The 19,639-nt window shown below is 69.3% G+C and carries 20 protein-coding genes; 15 read left to right on the plus strand and 5 right to left on the minus strand.

Translation table 11 applies throughout. The features are described from left to right. Positions 1-3: 3 nt before the first annotated feature. Together BLT19_RS06020 and BLT19_RS06025 are read right to left on the minus strand one after the other, a co-directional pair. The gene (locus tag BLT19_RS06020) at positions 4-675 is read right to left on the minus strand and encodes a potassium channel family protein (RefSeq protein ID WP_091487684.1); all 672 of its coding nucleotides are present in this window, start codon (positions 673-675) and stop codon (positions 4-6) included. Beyond that, positions 668-2,047, minus strand: a complete 1,380-nt coding sequence (locus BLT19_RS06025) for a TrkH family potassium uptake protein (protein ID WP_231917865.1) — start codon at positions 2,045-2,047, stop codon at positions 668-670. Before BLT19_RS06025 ends, BLT19_RS06020 begins: the two co-directional genes overlap by 8 nt. A 138-nt stretch (positions 2,048-2,185) precedes the next feature. On the opposite strand from BLT19_RS06025, the gene BLT19_RS06030 reads away from it, so the two are divergent. The 8 genes from BLT19_RS06030 to BLT19_RS06065 all read left to right on the plus strand — a co-directional run bounded on the left by BLT19_RS06030 (position 2,186) and on the right by BLT19_RS06065 (position 7,046). Then, positions 2,186-2,596: an ArsR/SmtB family transcription factor gene (locus tag BLT19_RS06030; protein WP_091487689.1), complete on the plus strand. Its 411-nt coding sequence runs from the start codon at positions 2,186-2,188 to the stop codon at positions 2,594-2,596. Between the two features lie 48 nt (positions 2,597-2,644). Beyond that, the gene (locus BLT19_RS06035) at positions 2,645-3,451 is read left to right on the plus strand and encodes a ThuA domain-containing protein (protein ID WP_091487691.1); all 807 of its coding nucleotides are present in this window, start codon (positions 2,645-2,647) and stop codon (positions 3,449-3,451) included. After that, positions 3,448-4,554, plus strand: a complete 1,107-nt coding sequence (locus BLT19_RS06040; RefSeq protein WP_091487693.1) for a Gfo/Idh/MocA family protein — start codon at positions 3,448-3,450, stop codon at positions 4,552-4,554. The genes BLT19_RS06035 and BLT19_RS06040 overlap by 4 nt, the downstream gene beginning before the upstream one ends. 224 nt (positions 4,555-4,778) lie before the next feature. After that, positions 4,779-4,970, plus strand: a complete 192-nt coding sequence (locus BLT19_RS06045) for a helix-turn-helix domain-containing protein (protein ID WP_091487697.1) — start codon at positions 4,779-4,781, stop codon at positions 4,968-4,970. Positions 4,971-5,094: 124 nt separating this feature from the next. Further along, positions 5,095-5,193 (plus strand): 30S ribosomal protein bS22, encoded by a 99-nt coding sequence (locus BLT19_RS06050; RefSeq protein WP_003792170.1) that lies wholly within the window; start codon positions 5,095-5,097, stop codon positions 5,191-5,193. 69 nt (positions 5,194-5,262) lie between these two features. Continuing rightward, complete coding sequence (locus BLT19_RS06055) at positions 5,263-6,468, plus strand: hypothetical protein (protein ID WP_091487699.1); 1,206 nt, start codon at positions 5,263-5,265, stop codon at positions 6,466-6,468. 12 nt (positions 6,469-6,480) lie between these two features. Then, the gene (locus tag BLT19_RS06060) at positions 6,481-6,774 is read left to right on the plus strand and encodes a rhodanese-like domain-containing protein (protein ID WP_091487702.1); all 294 of its coding nucleotides are present in this window, start codon (positions 6,481-6,483) and stop codon (positions 6,772-6,774) included. 29 nt (positions 6,775-6,803) lie between these two features. Beyond that, positions 6,804-7,046 carry a glutaredoxin family protein gene (locus BLT19_RS06065; protein ID WP_091487705.1) on the plus strand — a complete coding sequence of 81 codons (243 nt, stop codon included), beginning with the start codon at positions 6,804-6,806 and terminating at the stop codon, positions 7,044-7,046. Positions 7,047-7,079: 33 nt separating this feature from the next. Here the strand turns inward: BLT19_RS06065 and aspS are convergent, their stop codons facing one another. Next, positions 7,080-8,438 carry an aspartate--tRNA(Asn) ligase gene (gene aspS / locus BLT19_RS06070; RefSeq protein WP_091487708.1) on the minus strand — a complete coding sequence of 453 codons (1,359 nt, stop codon included), beginning with the start codon at positions 8,436-8,438 and terminating at the stop codon, positions 7,080-7,082. 45 nt (positions 8,439-8,483) lie between these two features. On the opposite strand from aspS, the gene BLT19_RS06075 reads away from it, so the two are divergent. The 7 genes from BLT19_RS06075 (at position 8,484) to ccsB (ending at position 14,694) form a co-directional block, all read left to right on the plus strand. Continuing rightward, entirely contained in the window at positions 8,484-8,849 is a 366-nt protein-coding gene (locus tag BLT19_RS06075; protein WP_091487710.1) for a hypothetical protein, read from the plus strand. Positions 8,850-9,006: 157 nt separating this feature from the next. Next, complete coding sequence (locus tag BLT19_RS06080; RefSeq protein WP_091493414.1) at positions 9,007-9,618, plus strand: DedA family protein; 612 nt, start codon at positions 9,007-9,009, stop codon at positions 9,616-9,618. Between the two features lie 88 nt (positions 9,619-9,706). Then, positions 9,707-10,336 (plus strand): histidine phosphatase family protein, encoded by a 630-nt coding sequence (locus tag BLT19_RS06085; protein WP_091487713.1) that lies wholly within the window; start codon positions 9,707-9,709, stop codon positions 10,334-10,336. Next, positions 10,336-10,962 (plus strand): TlpA family protein disulfide reductase, encoded by a 627-nt coding sequence (locus tag BLT19_RS06090; RefSeq protein WP_091487716.1) that lies wholly within the window; start codon positions 10,336-10,338, stop codon positions 10,960-10,962. The genes BLT19_RS06085 and BLT19_RS06090 overlap by 1 nt, the downstream gene beginning before the upstream one ends. Next, positions 10,959-11,798 carry a cytochrome c biogenesis CcdA family protein gene (locus BLT19_RS06095; RefSeq protein WP_091487718.1) on the plus strand — a complete coding sequence of 280 codons (840 nt, stop codon included), beginning with the start codon at positions 10,959-10,961 and terminating at the stop codon, positions 11,796-11,798. The genes BLT19_RS06090 and BLT19_RS06095 overlap by 4 nt, the downstream gene beginning before the upstream one ends. A gap of 76 nt (positions 11,799-11,874) precedes the next feature. Then, positions 11,875-13,566: a cytochrome c biogenesis protein ResB gene (gene resB / locus BLT19_RS06100; RefSeq protein ID WP_231917814.1), complete on the plus strand. Its 1,692-nt coding sequence runs from the start codon at positions 11,875-11,877 to the stop codon at positions 13,564-13,566. Between the two features lie 9 nt (positions 13,567-13,575). After that, positions 13,576-14,694 (plus strand): c-type cytochrome biogenesis protein CcsB, encoded by a 1,119-nt coding sequence (gene ccsB / locus BLT19_RS06105; RefSeq protein WP_091487724.1) that lies wholly within the window; start codon positions 13,576-13,578, stop codon positions 14,692-14,694. A gap of 128 nt (positions 14,695-14,822) precedes the next feature. Here ccsB and BLT19_RS06110 read toward each other — a convergent pair whose 3' ends face one another. Continuing rightward, on the minus strand, positions 14,823-16,799 hold the full coding sequence (locus tag BLT19_RS06110) for a YhgE/Pip domain-containing protein (protein WP_091487726.1): 1,977 nt from the start codon (positions 16,797-16,799) through the stop codon (positions 14,823-14,825). Then, on the minus strand, positions 16,796-19,594 hold the full coding sequence (locus BLT19_RS06115; protein ID WP_091487728.1) for an MMPL family transporter: 2,799 nt from the start codon (positions 19,592-19,594) through the stop codon (positions 16,796-16,798). The genes BLT19_RS06110 and BLT19_RS06115 overlap by 4 nt, the downstream gene beginning before the upstream one ends. Positions 19,595-19,639 lie beyond the last annotated feature (45 nt).

Consider the following 19,639-nt stretch of genomic DNA (forward strand, 5'->3'; position numbering starts at 1 on the left):
TCGCTACCTGTCCAGCGCAGCGAACCGCTCGATGTCGCTGTTGGTGCCGGACACGATGATCAGATCGTGATTGGTGACGACCGTGTTCGCCTCCGCGTACCGGAAAGGCTTGCCGGGGGACTTCACGCCCACGACGGTCACGTTGTACTTCGTGCGCACGCCGGATTCGTTCAGACCCACACCGCGGATGAACTTCGGGGGGTACATCTTCGCGATCGCGAAATCGTCGTCGAAACGGATGAAGTCCAGCATCCGCCCGCTGACCAGGTGCGCGACGCGCTCGCCGGCCTCCCGTTCTGGGTAGATGACGTGGTTGGCGCCCACCCGGGAGAGGATCTTGCCGTGCGACTGCGAGACGGCCTTCGCCCAGATCTGCGGCACTTTGAGGTCGACGAGGTTGGCGGTGATGAGAACGGATGCCTCGATCGAGGATCCGACCGCCACGACGCCCACCGAGAAGTCCTGCGCGCCGATCTGCTTGAGCGCGTCGATGTTGCGGGCGTCGGCCTGCACGGTGTGCGTGACGCGCTCAGACCACTTCTGGACGAGCTCGAGGCTCTCGTCGATCGCGAGCACCTCGCGGTCGAGGCGATCGAGTTCTCCGGCGCAGGCTGCGCCGAAGCGACCCAGCCCGATCACGAGGACGGGTGCGTCGTTGCGGATCCGCTCAACCAACGATGGGCCTTTCCACGGGCAGCGAGTACAGCTGCGAACGGCTTGACGCGGCCACGGCCGCGGCGAGAGTCACTGTACCAACGCGACCCATGATGATCGTGATCGCCATCACGTAGATGCCGGGGTCGGGAAGCTCCGCGGTGAGCCCCGTCGACAGGCCGACGGTGGCGAAGCCCGAGATGACGTCGAAGAGGACCCGACCGAGGTCGGCCTTGGTGAGCTGGGTGATCACGATCGTCGACAGCGCGACGATCGTCGCGCCCCAGGCGACGACCGACAGCGCGACTCGGAGCACGTCGCTCGGGATGCGGCGGCCGAACACCTGGTTCGACTGACGACCCTTCGCCTCGGACCAGACTGCCAGGGCGATCACCGCCAGGGTCGTCACTTTGATGCCGCCGGCGGTGGAGGCCGAGCCGCCGCCGACGAACATCAGCATGCAGCCCACGAGCAGGCTGGAGCCGTTCAGCTCGCCGACGTCGAGGATGGCGAAGCCGCCGGAGCGTGTCATGGCCGACAGGAAGAACGCCTGGAACGTCGTGTCCCACGCGTCCTGGGTGCCCAGGGTGAGCAGGTTGTCGTACTCGAGGATCAGGAACACCACGCCGCCCGCGAAGAAGAGCGCGATCGTGGTGATCAGGGTGAGCTTCACGTGCAGCGACCATTTGCGCACCGAGAACAAGTGCTGGCGCAGCGCGTAGATGACCGGGAAGCCGATGGAGCCGAGGAAGACCCCGGCCATCAGGATCGTCAGGAAGTAGTAGTTGTGCTCGAAGGGGACCAGTCCCTCCGGGTTCGGCGTGAACCCGGTGTTCGTGAACGACATCGCCGCGTAGTAGGGGGCCTCCCAGAGGGCGACGTGCCACTCGACGCCGGCGATGAGCAGGCCCGGATACAGCAGGACGGCGATGATCGCCTCGATGACGAGCGTCGAGAGCGCGACCGTTGCGAGCAGCCCGCCGATCTGCCCGAGTTGCACCGTCTGGCCCTCGTTGACCGGGCCCCCGTGGGTGCGCAGCGGGTTGGTGTCGCCCGCCGCGATGAGCTTGGCCCGCAGTCCCAGCCGGCGGGAGATCACGAGCCCGAGGATCGAGGCGAGGGTCAGCACGCCCAAGGCTCCGATCTGCACGCCGATGAACACCAGGACGTGCCCGAACGGCGACCAGTGCGTGGCCATGTCGACGGTCGCGAGACCGGTCACGCAGATCGTGGAGACGGCGGTGAAGAACGCGTCGGCGAAGGGCGTCACGCGTCCGTCCTCGGCGGCGAAGGGGAGTGAGAAGAGTCCCGTGAAGACCAGGATGAGTGAGAGGTAGATCAGGATCGCGAATCGCGCGGGCGAGCGCTGGGTCAGATCACGGAAGAACTCCATGAACTCGTGGCCGATGCCGCGCAGGCGTGCCGCTGGAGTTGCGCGGACGGCATCCGTCATGCACGTCCTCCCTGCTGCGGTCGTTCGGCGGAACGCCCCTCATGGTACTCCGGCGCATCCGCGGGCTAACCTAAGCACATGGCGGACATCTTCGACGTGATCGCGGACGGCACTCGCCGCGACATCCTGCAGCTGTTGCTCGATCGGTCCGCCTCGGGCGAGCGAGGTACGAGCGTTTCGCACATCGTGCAGCAGCTCGGAGTGAGCCAGCCGACGGTCTCCAAGCACCTCAAGGTGCTGCGCGAGGCACAGCTCGTATCGGTCCGCGAAGAAGGTCAGCACCGCTACTACAGCCTTTCCTCGGCGCCGTTGGACGAGATCGACGATTGGCTGATCCCCTTCCTCGACGACGCCGACGACAACGCCGATGACGGCGGTTCGACGCTGACCGAGTCCGCCGCCCACGCCGCCGATGTGGTGGGGCGTGCTGCCGCGACGGCCAAGCACGCCGTCACCAACGCCTTCAAGAAGAAGTCCGGCGCCCGCTAGGAGCCGAATTCCGCGACTCGGCGAGGCGACCTGGCAGAGTAGGGCCTCGTGACTACATCGACGACATCCCCGCTCCGCGTCACCGTCTGGGGCGAGAACCATCATGAGACCAGCGAGGGCGACCGGTCGGCGATGGCCGAGCGGTACCCCGAGGGCATGCACGGCGCGATCGCCGCGGGGCTGCGCGAGCTGCTGGGGGACGAGGTGGCGGTGCGCACCGCCACGCGCGACCAGCCGGACCACGGACTCACCGACGAGGTGCTCGACAGCACCGACGTCCTGACCTGGTGGGGCCACCTGCGTCACGACGACATCCACGACGAGATCGTCGAGAAGGTCTCCCAGCGTGTGCTGGATGGCATGGGGCTCCTCGTGCTGCACTCCGCCCACTTCTCCAAGATCTTCAAGAAGCTGATGGGCACCTCCTGCGCCCTGGCCTGGCGCAGTACCGATGACGCCGAGCTGGTGTGGACGGTCTCGCCCGGGCATCCGATCGCCGAAGGGATCCCGCATCCCATCGTGATCGGTGCGCAGGAGATGTACGGCGAGTTCTTCGACGTCCCTGCGCCAGACGAGCTGATCTTCATCTCGAGCTTCACTGGAGGCGAGGTGTTCCGCTCCGGCTGCACGTGGCAGCGCGGCAAAGGCCGGATCTTCTACTTCAGCCCCGGCGACCAGGACTTCCCCGTCTACCACCACCCCGACATCAAGCGGGTGCTGGCCAACGGCGTGCGATGGGCCGCCCCCAGACCGGGCGCCGCCGGAGCCGCCCAGGGAGTCGTCTCGATGCCGAGACCCTACTTCGACGGGGCGAGGCTCACCGGGGGCTGGACCGAGGGCCAGGTGGACGCATGAGCACCACGAACAGGGCGCTGCGGGCGGGCGTGGTCGGCCTCGGCTGGGCGGGTCAACAGCACATGCAGGCCTATGCCGCCCATCCCGACGTCGAACTGGTCGCTCTGGCCGGCCGTGAGGCCGACCTGATGCTGCAGTCGGGCGACGAGTACGGCATCGAGCAGAGCGACCGCTATGCGGACTACCGGGATCTGTTCGAGGGCACCGATCTCGACGTCGTCAGCATCGCCACTCCCACTGCGTTGCACGCGCCGATCGCGATCGACGCGCTGAACCACGGCGTGCACACCCTCTCGGAGAAGCCGATGGCCGAGAACGCGCAGAAGGCGCGCGAGATGGTGGCGGCCGCCGAGGCGAACGACAGGGTGCTGGATGTCTCGTTCAACCACCGTCGCCGTGGCGACGTGAAGGCGCTGAAGCAGATCATCGACGATGGTGTCCTCGGCGAGATCTACTACGCCAAGGCGGGCTGGCTGCGCCGCTCGGGCATCCCGGGTCTGGGCACCTGGTTCACCAAGAGCGCCATGGCCGGTGGCGGACCCATGATGGACATCGGCATCCACATGCTGGACATGGCGCTGCACCTGCTCGGCGAACCCGAGGTGGAGACCGTCTCGGCCTCCACCTACGCCGAGTTCGGCCCGCTCGGCCGCGGCGGCAGCGTGTACGGCGCCGGCATCCTTCCCGCGCCCGACGAGTCGGTGTTCGAGGTCGAGGACCTGGCCACCGCGTTCGTGCGGCTGAACGGCGGCGCCACGCTGCTGCTCGAGACGAGCTGGGCGTCGTACATCCAGACCGATCAGATCTCCGTCACCCTCTACGGCTCCGAGGGCGGCGCGGTCCTGGGCAACAGCCCCGATGGACCATACGAGCAGGCGCTGACCGTCTTCACCGACGTCAAGGGCCAGCCGGCCGAGATCACCCCGCTGCTGCTGCCCGGCGGCGGCCACGGCGAGGCGGTCGACGACTTCCTCGCGAAGGTGCAGAGCCGCGCGTGGGCGTCGTACCGCGGAGCCGAGTACGTCACCCGCGCGGCAGTCGTCGACGCCGCGTACGAGTCGGCCGCCCGCCGGCGGGAGGTCGTGCTGCGCCCGGGCGGCTAGCCGATCGCGCGGCGGGAGCGGTCAGCGCCGCCCCGCCTTGCGCCGGAAGCGCCACGCGCCCCGGGATGCGCACAAGCTCGAGCGGATCGCGCTGCGGGATGCACGGGTCCGTGCCGCGCGGCATCCGTCTCGCTGACCCGCCACCTCCCCAGTAGTCACACAGGTTTACACGCGTCGCAGCAACCCCATAGAGTAGCCACAGCACGATCCAGGGGAGGAGAGAAATGGCCGAGCTGCCCGATGTGCGGTTTCTCACCGTCGCCGAAGTCGCCGACATCATGCGCGTTTCCAAGATGACGGTATACCGGCTCGTCCACGCCGGCGAGCTGCCCGCGGTCCGCTTCGGCCGCAGCTATCGTGTGCCCGAATCGGCCGTCACCGAGGCCCTGCGGCGACCGATCGCCGACGTCGGCTGATCCCGCCTGAAGCGGCGTTGCACGCCTGGTAGACTGCGAGAAGGCATTTTTCCGTTTCTGCCGTTCCCGGGCCTGAGTGCACACCTGTGCAGTCTGCCCAGACCCCGACTTAGTGAGGTTTTCCGTGGGTTCAGTCATCAAGAAGCGCCGCAAGCGCATGGCGAAGAAGAAGCACCGCAAGCTGCTTCGCAAGACCCGCCACCAGCGCCGCAACAAGAAGTAGCGGCATCCACAAGCGCCGGTCCCGTTGGGGGTCGGCGCTTTCTGGTCGCCGCCGCTGGAGAGCTTCCGCGTGGTTGTCGAATCCTCGGGTGAATCCGTCGACATGGGCGGTGCGCCGTCGCCGGCCGCGTCGCCCGAGTCCCTGCCGGGCCCGCCGCGCCGCCGCAGATGGGTGCTGGCGTCCTGCCTGACCATCGCGGTGCTCGTCGTCGCCGCGATCGTCGCCTTCACGCTCGTTTCGGCGAACCGCGCGTTCGACGGGGCCGCTGCCGACCTCAGCGCCGCTGATGAGTCGGCGGCGGATGCCGACGCATCGCTCCGTGCCGCGGCGGACGAGACCACGGACGCCGCGGAGCGTGCGGGCCAGATCCTCGCCCTGGCGACGGACGACCTGGTGGACGCGGGTACCCGAACGAGCTTCGCCGAAGCGACGACCGCCGCCCTCGCCGCGACCGCCGAGGCTGACGCACTCCTGGGCGAACCTCTCGAAACGGAGCCCCTCGGCAAACAGCTGCTGCCGTGGGACCTGCTCGCGGAGGCGGATGCCATGCGGGAGGACGCCTCAGCGCTCGAGGAGCGGAAGGCCGACGCCGACGCAACCCGTCGATCCGTCGCAGAGTCGGAGCAGACGATGACGACGGCCGCCGAGGCGATGTTCGCCTCGGCAGGTCCTGCCGCTGCAGCGCTGGAGGCGATGAACGTCTCGGCGGTGTCGCTGGTGGTGCTCGACTTCCGCGACGCGAGCGAGGCCGTCGCCGGGCAGCAAGGGCTGGGCTCCGGCGCGCTGACCGCCTTCACCGCGTATGCGGCGGCGGGCGGCAACCTGAAGCAGTCGCAGCAGTCCGAGCTCGCCGAGAAGGCCGGACCGCTGTTGACGACGCGGCTCGAGATCGAGGAGTACGCCCGGTCCATCGCCGGCGGGGTGGTGCTCGACTTCGACTGGGCTCCGCTCGTGAACGGCCTCGGCGGCGATCGGGGCCTGTCCGGCATGGCGACCTGGAACACCGCGCGCGGTGGCTTCTCCACCATCACCCTGTCGGACTCGATCGCCGAGACGTGGCCCTCGCCCGACTCGCGCGCCATCGTCACGCACGAGGTGGGTCACTCGATCACGTCGAAGTGCAGCGCGCTGTTCGATTCGACCAGCGGCCCCGCCAACGAGGAGTGGGCCACGGCGTGGGCGATCAGCATGGGACAGACCGCCGAGGGCAACGGCGTCCAGGCATACGGGTATCCGTCGCAGTCGATGATCGACGCCGCGTCGGGATGCCGCTGACACAATGGTCGTATGAAGTCGATCAGCGTCCAGGAACTGCGCAGCCGCGAGGGCGTGCCCCTCATCGATGTCCGCGAACCGGATGAGTACGCTGCGGGCCACGTCCCCGGCGCGGTCAACATCCCGATGTCCTCGATCGGCACGCGTCTGGACGAGCTCCCGGACGGGGCGTTCGACGTGATCTGCCAGGTCGGCGGACGCTCGGGCCGCGTGGTGGAGGCACTGGAGCCGCGGGGCTACGACGCCACGAACGTCGACGGCGGGACAGGCGGCTGGATCGCCGCAGGCTTCCCGATCGAGAAGTGACCGGGAGGAACCCGTCGTCGGGAGAACCCATGACCACCCTCACACTGATCAGCAAGCCGGACTGCCACCTGTGCGACGTCGCGCGCGACGTCGTCGAGGTGGTGATCGCGGATCTGCCCGAGGGCCGGGTGGAGGTGCAGGAGCTGTCGATCCTCGACGATCAGGCTCTGTACGAACTGTGGTGGGAGAAGATCCCCGTGGTGCTCCTGGACGGACAGCTCCACGCCCACTGGCGGGTCTCGCCCGACCGGTTGCGCGCCGCACTGTCGTAGCGGGCGCGTTCCCTCACAGTTCGACGATGAGGGCTAGGGGGCGAGGCGCGTCGGGCCCCGGAAGAGGAACGTGACCTCGCGGATGGAGGACTCGCCGAGCATCAGCATGAGGACGCGCGCCAGGCCCATCCCGAAGCCGCCGTGGGGCGGGACGCCGTAGCGGAAGAAGTCGAAGTAGAACTCGAGGTGCTCGGGGTCGAGCCCCTTCTGCGCAGCCTGCTCGATCAGGATGTCGACGCGGTGCTCGCGCTGCGCGCCGGTGGTGATCTCGACGCCGTTGTAGAGGAGGTCGTAACTCTTGGTGAGCCCGGTCTCGGCATCGCGCATGTGATAGAACGCGCGGATCTCGTGCGGGTAGTCGGTGATGAAGACGAAGTCGTGTCCGAACGCCTCTTTGACGTGCGCAGAGATCTGACGTTCGCCCTCGGGGTCGAGGTCGCCGTCCGTGCGCGGGATGTCGTAGCCGCGCGCGGTGACGATCTCGTGTGCCTCGGCGAGGGGAATCCGCGGGAACGGCACGGTCGGCGCGACGACGGTCACGCCGAACAGCTCCTCGATCTCCGCACCGTGCTTGTCGGCGACGGCGCCGATCGCGAAGGCGAGCAGCTCCTCCTGCATCCGCGCGACGTCGTCGTAGGAGTCGATCCAGCTGATCTCCGCGTCGACGCTGGTGAACTCGGTCGCGTGCCGGCTCGTGAAGCTGGGGTCGGCCCGGTAGACGTCGCCGATCTCGAAGATCTTGCCGAAGCCGGCGGACTGCGCCATCTGCTTGAAGAACTGCGGGCTCTGGGCGAGGTAGGCGGTCTTGTCCTCGAAGTAGGGCACCTCGAAAAGCTCGGCGCTGGACTCGGATGCCGAGGCCATCAGCTTGGGGGAGTGGATCTCGATGAAGTCGCGCTCGATCCACCAGGTGCGCATCGCGTGCTCGAGCGTCGTCGAGACGCGGAAGATCAGGTTGTTCCGGCGCTGACGCAGGTCGAGGAAGCGCCAGTCCATGCGCTTGTCCAGACCGCTGTCCGCCGCGATCGGAGTCTCGGCGAGGGCGGCCGCGGCGATCTCGAGCCCGCCGACCTTGACCTCGACGCCGCCGAGCTTGACGCGCTCGTCGTGCTTGAGCTCGCCGGTCACGGTCAGGAACGTCCCCGTCGAGAGACCGGAGATCGTCTCGGTGAGCGCGAGCGCTGCGGCATCCTGCTCTTCTCCGGCACCCGAGGCCGTCGCAGGATCGATCGGACGCGTCGCCGGGTTCACGAGCTGCACGGCGCCGGTCTCATCGCGGAGGATGACGAACTGCACCTTCTTCTGATCGCGGACGGTTTCGACCCATCCGGAGACCGAAACGGGACCGTCGGGGAGGGACTGCAGCTGCTGGACCAGAACGCGTGTACTCACGAGGAGTCAGTCTAGGCCGCCCGCGGGGACCTCTAGGATGAGCGCGTGACGACAGCACCGATGCGCCGAGCGGCCAAGCGACCGCTCATCGTCTGGGATGCGGTGGTCACATCGATCCTGCTGGGGTTGCTGGGCGTGCTCACCTTCGGCGTCTCCGTCTTCGGCGCATTCCTCGCGATGGCATCGGACCCCTGCGGTGCCCGGGACTGCAACACCGATCTGATCGGGCTCGGGGTGCTCGCCGCGATGGGGCTGCCGTGGCTGGTCCTGGTGGGCACGATCGTCGTGGCGATCCTGTTCCTCGTCAAGCGCTGGATCGCGTTCTGGGTGCCGCTGGCCGGCGCACCGGTCATCGTCGCCACGTGGTTCATCGGCGCGGCGATCGCCGCAGCAGGCGTGCCCGGCGGCTGAGACGGCAAGAGGTCCGCGCCCGATCCCGAACGGACGCTCAGGTGCCGTCACCGGCGTCCAGGTTCTGGTAACCCGCGCCTCGTAGCGTCGAAGGGTGACCGATACCGCAGCAGATGGATCCTGGCTGACCTCGCTCGCGGAGTGGACCGTCTCGCTGATGGACGTGATCGGCCCTGTGGGTGCGGGCATCGCGATCGCCCTCGAGAACCTGTTCCCGCCGCTTCCGAGCGAGGTGATCCTGCCGATGGCGGGGCTCGCCGCCAGTCGCGGCGGCTTCACGCTGTTCGAAGCGCTGTTCTGGACAACCGCGGGGTCGGTCGTGGGCGCGTTCGTCCTCTACGGTCTCGGCGCCTGGCTCGGCGTGGATCGGCTTCGTGCCATCGCGACGAGACTGCCGCTGGTGGACGCGGCGGACATCGATCGCACCATCGCGTGGTTCCACACGCACGGCGGCGCGGCAGTGTTCTTCGGGCGCATGCTGCCGATCTTCCGCAGCCTCATCTCGATCCCGGCCGGGATCACCCGCATGCCGCTGTGGAAGTTCGGGCTGCTGACGCTGGCCGGAAGTCTCATCTGGAACACGATCTTCGTGCTGGCCGGATTCCTGCTGGGCGAGAACTGGCCGCTCGTGGAGCGGTACGCCGACATCCTGCAGTACGTGGTCATCGGCGTCGTCGTGCTCGCCGTCGCGTGGTTCCTGTTCACCCGCATCCGCGCCCGCCTCGCCGCGCGAGAGGGACGTGACCGGACAGCGCCGGAAGCGGACTGATCCTCCCGGCGGCAGGCCGTCAGTGCCCGTCGCACCGGAGGCGCCCCGTTCAGCCACCCCACAGATCGCGCCGCCGTAGACTGGGACGGTGCCCGCCGACCGCCTTCATCTCGTGCGCCACGGTGAGGTCGACAACCCTCGCCGCGTGCTCTACGGCCGGTTGCCGGGGTACGTGCTGAGCGACGAGGGTCACCGCATGGCGGGAGCCGCGGCACTGCACGTCAAGACCCTCGGGCGCCCCGTCTCATCCCTGATCTGCTCTCCGCTGGAGCGCACGCGTCAGTCCGCGCAGCCCTTCGCCGAGATCTTCGGGTTGGAGCCCGTCATCGACGAGCGGGTCATCGAGCCCACCAATATCTTCGAGGGCCGTCGCATGCGTCGCGCGCTCGCGAACCCCTGGAACTGGCAGTACCTGGCGCGGCCGAGCGTTCCCAGCTGGGGCGAGCCGTACGCCGCCATCGTGGCGAGGATGCGCGACGCGATGGATGAGGCGTGGGATGCCGCACCCCGCGGTGATGTCGTGATCGTGTCGCACCAGGCGCCGATCTGGCTCACGCACCTCGCCGTGGCCGGCGAGCCGCTTCGCCACGACCCGCGGTCGCGGCGCTGTGCCCTCTCCAGCGTGACCTCGTTCGAACGCGGCCAGGACGGCTGGGTCGAGGTCGAGTACGCCGAGCCGGTGCCCACGAGCGGCGCCGTCGATGTCGGGGCCGTGTGATGCGAAGCATCCGCTCTCGTCTCCCGGCCGTCGGCGCAGCCGCGCTGACCGTCGTCCTCGCATTGGGGCTCGCGGCGTGCTCCGACGATCCGCTGGCCGACCAGTACCGCGCCGGTGACAACAAGGGGTACATCGCCGGTGACCGCAGCGTCGTGGAGATCGCGGCCGACCGGCGCGGCGAGCCGGTGGAATTCGCAGCGACCACCGAGACCGGCGCGCCCGTCAGCAGCGAGGACTACGTCGGCGGCGTCCTGGTCGTGAACTTCTGGTACGCCGGATGCGGACCGTGCCGCGCCGAAGCGGGCGACCTGGAAGAGGCGTACACGTCGTTCGACGGCGAGGACGTGGCGTTCCTCGGCATCAACACCATCGACTCCGCTGCCGCGGCGACCGCCTTCGCCGAGACGTACGGCGTGACCTACCCGAGCGTCATCGCGTCGGAGACGCCGGCGGTCAAGCTCGCGTTCGCCGAGAAGACGCCGATCCAGGCGACGCCGACGACCCTCGTGCTGGACGCGCAGGGGCGCGTCGCCGCCCGGATCATCGGCCAACTGCCGGACACCTCGATCCTGAAGACCCTCATCCGCGACACCCTCGCCGAGTCCGCGCCGGAGTCGGGATCGTGAACCCCGGCGCCATCGTCGTGGACGGTGCGCTCTGGCTCGCGCTGCCGATCGCGCTGCTGGCGGGGCTCGTCTCCTTCCTGTCGCCGTGCGTGCTGCCGCTCGTGCCGGGCTACCTGGGGTTCATCGCGGGTGCCGCGGCGCCCCGCGGGGCGTCGGAGCGTCGGACGATCGCACGAACGTCGGAGGATTCGGCGGAAATCCTCCGACGAAGCGCCGATTCTCCGACGATCGTGAGCGCACCAGAGCAGCCGGCCCCCACCCGCGGGCGCCTGCTGCTGGGCGTGCTGCTGTTCATCGCCGGATTCACGGTCGTCTTCATGTCGGTGAACATCCTCGGCGGCACCGTGGGGCGCTTCTTCCTCGAGTACGCCGATGCCATCACGCGCGTCATGGGCGTGGTCATCATCCTGCTCGGCCTGGTGTTCATCGGGCTGTTCGGCTTCGCGCAGCGGATCTACAAGCCGCAGGTGCGCAGCAACCTCGGCCTGATCGGTGCGCCGCTGCTTGGGCTCGCCCTCGGCGTCGGCTGGGCGCCGTGCATCGGCCCGACGCTCGGTGCGATCCTGGCGATGTCGTGGAACTTCGGCGACCCGCTGCGGGCGGGCCTGCTCGGACTCGCGTATTCGCTGGGCCTCGGCATCCCGTTCGTCCTGCTCACCCTCGGCTTCGGATGGGCCACCCGTTCGGTGACGTTCCTGCGCCGGCACATCCGCACCGTGAACATCGTCGGCGGCGCGCTGCTGGTGGTTCTCGGTGTGCTGATGGTCTCGGGCGTCTGGACGTCGATCATGGCGCAGCTGCAGGGGGTGGTCGCCGGTGTCCCGCTCCCGCTCTGAGGATCCGAAGGGCTCGCCCTCGGCGAGCGCTCCGGTCGAGGGGACCCTGCGGCCCGCGGACCATGCCGACTCCGCAGTGGCCACCGACACCTCCGGTGACATCACCCAGCCGGCGCTCGGTGTCGTCGGCTGGCTGCGTTGGGGCTGGCGCCAGCTCACGAGCATGCGGACCGCCCTGGTCCTGCTGCTCCTGCTCGCGATCGCCGCGGTGCCGGGCTCGATCGTGCCGCAGCGCAGCGCAGATCCGAACGGCGTCACCCAGTACTTCACTGACAACCCGGACATCGCACCGGTGCTGGACACGCTGCAGCTGTTCGACGTCTATTCGTCGGCCTGGTTCTCGGCGATCTACATCCTGCTGTTCATCTCCCTGATCGGCTGCGTGATCCCGCGCACCAAGCACCACTGGAAGGCGCTGCGCGCGCGACCGCCGCGTACCCCGGCACGGCTGCAGCGTCTCGAGGACCACCGCGAGACGACTCTCGAACTCGCCGCGGACGCCGACGGCGCGGCATCCGCTCGTACCGCCGTCGACCTGGCGGCCGACCAGCTGAAACGCAGCGGCTACCGCGTCGAGCGCTACGACTCCCGCGGTGCGCTGTCGGTATCGGCCGAACGCGGATACGCCCGCGAGACCGGCAACCTCGTGTTCCACACCGCGCTGATCGGCGTCCTGATCGCCGTCGGCGTCGGCGGCGGATTCACGTACACCGGCCAGGGCGTGATCGTCGAGGGCGGCACGTTCGTCAACACGATGCTGGACTACACCTCCTTCAATCCCGGCCGGTTCGTCGACGAGGAGAACCTCGCTCCGTACTCGATGACCCTCGACGAGTTCGAGGTGACGTACCAGCCGTCCGGCACGCAGGGCGCCGGCCAGGCGGGCGACTTCGTCGCGAACCTCACGACCCAGATGGCAGGGGAGAACCCGCAGGAAGGCGAGGTGCGGGTCAACCACCCGCTGGAGATGGCCGGCGATCGCGTCTACCTGATGGGCAACGGGTACGCGCCGACGATCACGATCCGGAACGCCGACGATGTCGTGGTGTTCTCGGAGTCGGTGCCGTTCCTTCCGCAGGACACGAACATGACATCGCTCGGGGTCATCAAGGTGCCAGACGGGATGCCGGAACAGCTCGGCCTCGTCGGCTTCTTCTATCCCACCCAGGCGCCGCTTCGCACCGGTGCGTTCACGTCGGCCTACCCCGCGCTCGTGAACCCCGTCCTCTCGCTCAGCGTGTACGAGGGCGACCTGGGCATCGATGACGGAACGCCTCGCTCGGTGTACACCCTCGATACCGGTGACATGACCGCCCTCGCAGGACGCGGCACCGACATCGACGCGCTCGAGATCGCACCCGGTGAGACGGTCGACCTGCCCGACGGGCTCGGCACGATCACGTTCGAGAACGTGTCGCCGGCCGGCGCCGAGGGCTACGAGCAGTCGGTGAAGCGGTTCGTCTCGCTCTCCATCCACCGCGACGCCGCCGCGACCTGGGTGCTCGTCTTCGCCGTCCTGGCGCTGCTGGGTCTGCTGGCTGCCCTGTTCATCCCGCGCCGACGGATCTGGGTGCAGGCGTCGGTGCAGGACACCTCCGACGGCCGGATGCTGCGGCTCGAGTACGCGGGACTCGCCCGCGGCGAGGATCCGACCCTCGGCGGCGCGGTGGAGCAGATCGCGCAGCGCCACGGCGCGGCGCTGGAGCCGCTGCTGCGTGAGCAGCTGCCGGCATCCGGATCCCCGGCCGAGGAATCCGGCCGCGGGTAGACTGAGCGCATGCCCGCAGACGCCCCGTTCTCGCTCGATTCGGTCTCGGTGCTCCTGGTGTGGACCGCCATCACGATCTACGCGCTGGCGTTCATCGCCTACGCCGTCGACCTGTCGCGCCGCTCGGCTGTCGCGGTGGATGCGAAGGATGCCGCGGAGCGCCGTTCCGAGCTCGTTCCGGTCGGCGCCTCCGGCACGCTGACCCGCACCGCGGGCGCCGCTGGGTCGACTGCCTCGGGTGCGGGAGCGTCGGGCGCCGGCGGAGAGACGATCGCCCAGGTGCGCGCCTCGGAGCGTGCCGCCGAGGCGTCGATGAACGCGTCGCCGGGTTCGCGGCCCCGATACCTGTGGGCTCGGATCGGCACGTCGCTGACGGTGCTGGCGTTCCTGTTCCACGTCGCCGGAGACGTCACCCGGGGTATCGCCGCGGGCCGCGTGCCGTGGTCGAACATGTACGAGTTCGCCCTCACCGGGACGATGCTCATCGTCGCCGTGTACCTCGTGGTGCTCTTCCGCTACGACCTGCGCTTCCTCGGCACGTTCATCACCGGCCTCGTCGTCGTCCTGCTCGGTGCGTCGGCGCTGGCGTTCTACGTGGAGATCACGCCGCTGATGGATCCGCTCAAGAGCGTGTGGCTCGTGATCCATGTGTTCGTCGCGTCATTGGCCACGGCATTGTTCGCGCTCGCGTTCGGCCTCTCGGTGCTGCAGCTGATGCAGGTGCGACGGGAGCGCCGGACGATCGCGGCCGCCGAGGCCGCAGCATCCGGCACCGCTCTGCAGACGGGCCCCGGCTTCCTGCGCACCCTCCCCGGGAGCGAAGCGCTCGAGTCGCTCGCCTACCGCTTCGCGATCCTCGGATTCATCTTCTGGACCTTCACGCTGATCGCCGGTTCCATCTGGGCCAACGACGCGTGGGGACGCTACTGGGGCTTCGACACCAAGGAAGTCTGGACGTTCGTCATCTGGGTGCTCTACGCCGGATACATCCACGCCCGTGCGACGCGCGGGTGGCGGGGGAGCCGGTCGGCGTGGCTGTCGATCATCGGCTTCAGCGCGGTGCTGTTCAACTTCACGATCGTCAACATGTTCTTCAAGGGTCTGCACGCCTATAGCGGCCTGAGCTAGATCGCGCCCGGGGTTCGGGGCGCATTTGTGCGTTCGGGGCGTGGATCGCAAGCCCCGAGCACAGATCGACACCCCCGAACAACTCGAGGCCGAGCTGCGTATCACTCATGCGTCGAGCCGCGGGCGGGCTACGCCGGAACCGGCGACGCCGCCAGCAGGTCGCGCGCGGATGCCACGCGGCGACGAGCCACCGCCAGAGTCGTCGCGAGGAACGCCAGCACCGACCAGATCGCCAGTCCCGCGATCGCGGCACCCAGTCCCGACGAATCGGTGAGTGCGGCGAGCATGCCGGTGTAGGCGGGCGAAGTCGGCATCAGCCCGGCGATGCTGGAGAGCACTCCCGGGACCGTCGAGACCACACCGGTCGCGACGGCCAGGACGCCGACGAGGGCGGCGAGCCAGCGCCCGGCGCCGCCGAACACGGCGACCAGCGCCTGGTTGACGGCGGCGAACGCGACGCCCGCCACGACGCACAGCGCCGCGAAGACCGACCACTGACCCCAGTCGTACGACGCGGCGATCTGCACGATGCCGGCCACGAGGAGTCCCTGCACCGCACCCAGCAGCGCCGCCGGCACGAGTGCCCGCAAGGCGAGCGCCACCGAGGGGGCACGCGAGGTCAGCGCCCGCCGCGACGCGGCCTGCAGGGCGACGAACGTTCCGAGACCGCCGAACCACAGCGCCAGCGTCGACAGCAGCGGCACTGCCGAGGCACCGAACAGCGAAGAGCCGACACCATCGGTGGTGACCGGGTCCGACACGACGCTCGCGAGGCTCGTCGCGTCGGCGTCCGAATACGACGGAACGGCAGCGGATGCCTGATCCAGGCCGTCCGCGAGGGTCGACGTGCCGGAGGCGAGCTGCGTCACGCCCTCGGCGAGCGAGGTCGCTCCGAGCCCGGCCTGCGAGATGCCGTCGCTCAGCTGCGCCGCGCCGGAACCGAGCTGCCGCGCGCCGGAAGCCGACTGGTCGGTGCCGCCGGCGAGCTGATCCAATCCGGCCGCGAGCGACGTCGCGCTGCCGCCGATCGTGCGGAACTGCGATGCGAATTCTGCCGTCGCGGCCGTGTCGAACTGCGAGAGCGCGCCGGATGCGTATCCCGCCGAGGTCGCTGCGGCCCCTGCGCTCTGCGCGGCCGCTGCGGCATCGTCGGCCGCCTGGTCGATCGCGGGGCACAGCGTCTGGTCCGGCCCGGCGGCGCACTGCGCCGACAGGGCGCCCAGCGAGGCGGCGAGCGCGCCGGCCTGGGTGGCGGATGTGATCGTCTGGGCTGCGGCATCCGTCGAATATCCGCTCACGGCCGCCGGCACCACGCCGTTCGCCGCGAGCGTGTCAGCTCCGGCGTTCACCCCGGCGGCCAGCTGCGACGCGCCCGACGAGGCGCTGCGGATTCCGCCCGCGATCGTGTCCAGTCCGGTGCCCAGCTGTCCCGCCCCGTCCGCCAGCGACGTCGCGCCGGAGCCGAGCTGCGTGGAGCCGTCGGCGAGCGCGGTGGCACCCGCTGCCGCCTGGGTGGCTCCATCGGCGAGCTGGTGTGCGCCGGAGGCGGCTTCGCCGAGCTGGTCGCCGAGCGTGGTGAATCCGAGGAAGACGTTCTCCAGATACACCTGCGAGAGCTGCTGCCCGAGGATCGATGCGGCGGCCGAGGTCACCTGCGCGGTGATCGCGTCGTCGACCACCTTCGAGTCGGGGGGAGTGTTGACCTCGATGGTGGCCTGCTCGGGCGTTCCGCCCGGGGCGGTCGAGGTCGCCGCCGCCGAGAAGTTCGACGGGATCGTGACGACGGCCTGGTAGGTGCCGTCTGCGAGACCTGCGGCGGCGTCCTGCGTGTTCGAGATCGTCCAGTCGAGATTGCTCTCCACTTCGTCGGATCCCTCCACGAGCCCCGCCGTGAGCTGTCGCCCGAGGGGGACGACCTGACCGTCGAGGGTCACCGGCTCGTCGTCGTTCACGATCGCGGCGCTCATGCTGTCGAGGCGCTCGGCGGGGTTGTACAGCGCGGCGACGAGGATGCCGCCGATCAGCACCGGCAGCAGCACCACGCCGACGATCGTGAACCAGGTGACGGGGCGGCGCGAGCGGGCGCGTTCCAGGGGAAGAGTCATGCGGATACCTCGGTGGTGCGGGGTGTGTGGGAGGAAGGATCGGATCCGGCGGGTGCAAGCGCGCCGCGCACGCTGACATCGAGTACCGCGGTGCCGGGGAACCCGGCGTCGGACAGCAGGTCGCGAGCGGCCTCGGTCTGCGTCGCGGCGGTGAGCACGGCGAGGGCAGGAGTGGCGGATGCCGCGTCCCGCAGCACCGCCGCGGCCTGATCGCGCGTGGCGCCGACGACGGCGTCGAGACCGTCGACGACGAGGATGCGCGGTCTGCCGGCCGCAGCGCGGCGCAGGTCGCGGACCGGATCCGCCGAGCCGTCCAGCAGGGCCACCCCGACGTGCGAGCGCACCCATGCCTGCCGACCGGGGAGCAGGTGCCCCGCGACCCGCGCGCGCCCCTCGAGCGGCGCCCTGCCGGCGAGGGCGAGCAGGAGCGCGCGGGGTCCGCGGGCATCCCGCGCCGTGAGGACGAGTGCGCTACCGGGCTCGACGCGCAGAGCCACCTCGTCGACCAGTCGAAGATCGCCGGCGCTCACGCGCACGCCCTCGGTGACGACGGCTGCGGTCGTCTCCGGCTCCGGCCAGTCGGTCAGGGCGATCTCGCGCTCGACCGCCTCACCCTCGATGTCGAAGTGGGGGAGCACGCGCTGCAGCCATTTCGGCAGCCACCACGCCCTGTCGCCGAGCAGCGCCATCACGGCAGGCGTGAGCGTCATCCGCACGAGGAAGGCATCGATGACGATGCCGGCGGCAAGTCCCAGTGCGATCGGCTTGAGCGAGGCATCCCCTTCGGGAACGAACGCCGCGAACACCGCGAACATGATCAGCGCGGCGGCCGTGACGACGCGTGCCGACGAGGTGAATCCCGACCGTACGGCGCCGATGGCGGTTGCCCGCGCCTCCGCCTTGGATGCGCCGGCCTTCCTCGCGTGGACGTAGTCTTCCCGCATGCGGGAGACCAGGAAGACCTCGTAGTCCATCGCCAGGCCGAACAGCACGCCCATCAGCACGATCGGCATGAAGCTGATGATGGGTCCGGTGCGTGTGACATGGAGCGCGTCGGCCAGCCATCCCCATTCGAAGACGGCGGCAACGACGCCGAACGCGGCGGCGACGGAGAGCAGGTAGCCCAGCGCCGCCTTGATCGGCACGGCGATCGATCGGAAGACGATGGTCAGCAGGATCAGCGAGAGCCCGACCACGAAGATCCCGAAGGGCAGCAGCGCCGCCCCGAGCTGATCGGAGATGTCGATCGCGACCGCCGTGAAGCCGGTCACCTGGATGTCGATGCCGAACTCGTCGAGCCACCGGTCGTGCTGGTCGCGCAGCTCGCGGACGAGATCCGCCGTGGCGGGGTCATCGGGCGCCGTGGTGGGGATGAGCTGCACGATGCCGGTGTCGGCGGTCTGGTTCGGCGATGCCAGCGCGACCATCTCGACGCCGGGGAGCGTCTCCACATCGTCGGCCAGGTCGTTCATCAGGCCGACCGGGTCGGTCGAGGTGACGATGGTGCCGGTCAGGATGATCGGGCCGTTGTAGCCGGGGCCGAACTCCTCGGCGACCAGGTCGTAGCTCTGGCGCGCCTCGTTCTCCTCGGGCAGCATCCCGGCATTCGGGAGTGCCAGGGCGAGGCTGGCGGCAGGGATGGCCATGATCCCGAGCGTGAGCACCACCGTCACGGTGGTGATGACCGGATGCCGCGCGACCAGGCCCACCCACCGCGAAGCAAATCCGGGGCGAGGGGATCGATCCTTCTTCGCGGGCCGGACGCGCTTGGGCCGACCGGCGACGCGGCCTTTCACGAATCCGAGCATGGCCGGGGTCAGCGTCACGGCAACGAGCACAGCGATGGCGACCGCCACGGCGGCGGCGATACCCATCGTGGTCAGGAACGGGATGCCCGCGAAGGACAGGCCGACCAGGGCGATGAGGACGGTGACGCCTGCGAACACGACCGCGGAGCCGGCGGTGCCGGTGGCGCGCGCCGCGGATTCCTCGACGTCCATTCCGCCGCGTACCTGATCCTGATGTCGCGCGGCGATGAACAGCGCGTAGTCGATGCCGACCGCCAATCCGAGCATCAGGGCGAGCAGGGGGGTCGTGGAGGAGATGCTCGCGAATGCTGTGGACAGGAAGATCAGCGAGATCGACAGCCCCACCCCGAGGATGGCGGTCAAGAGCGGGAGCCCCGCAACGACGAACGACCGGAAGGTCACGATGAGCACGAGGAGGGCGATGATGAGCCCGACGGCTTCGGTGAGGGTGACGCCCGGAACGGACAGGGCGAACAGGTCACCGCCCAGCGACACCTGCGAGCCGGCGGGCAGTTCGTCACGGAGGTCGGTGGCGACTTCCTGCAGGGCGGTCTTGGTGCCCGGCGGGACGTCCGTGGCCTGTCCGTCGAACTGCATCCGCACGATCGCGGCATCGCCGTCGTCGGAGACCTGCCCGCGGACCATCTCATCGAACGGATCCGTGACCGCCAGGATCCCGTCGAGGTCTTCGAACTGCGCGATCGTGTCCTGGATGTCCGACAGGTACGGGTCCTGGTCGATCGCGGCGCCGTCGGCGGAGACGATGATCATCTGCGCGCTGGTCCCGCTGGCCTGCGGGAACGTGCGGTTCAGCTGCTCGATGCCGGCCTGCGACTCGGTGCCGGGGATCGAGAACGTGTTGTCCGTACCCTGCCCGAGGGTCAGCGCGCCGCCGCCGGCGATGCCCAGGAGCAGAAGCCAGGCCATAAGGACGCGCCAGGGGTGCCGATACGACCAGCGACCGAGCGCGTAGAGAAGGGTGGACACAGCGCCTCCGGGATCGGATCAGAGTGAATGGATACAGCGCTGTAT

The organism is Microbacterium pygmaeum (genome assembly GCF_900100885.1).
GTDB lineage: Bacteria > Actinomycetota > Actinomycetes > Actinomycetales > Microbacteriaceae > Microbacterium > Microbacterium pygmaeum.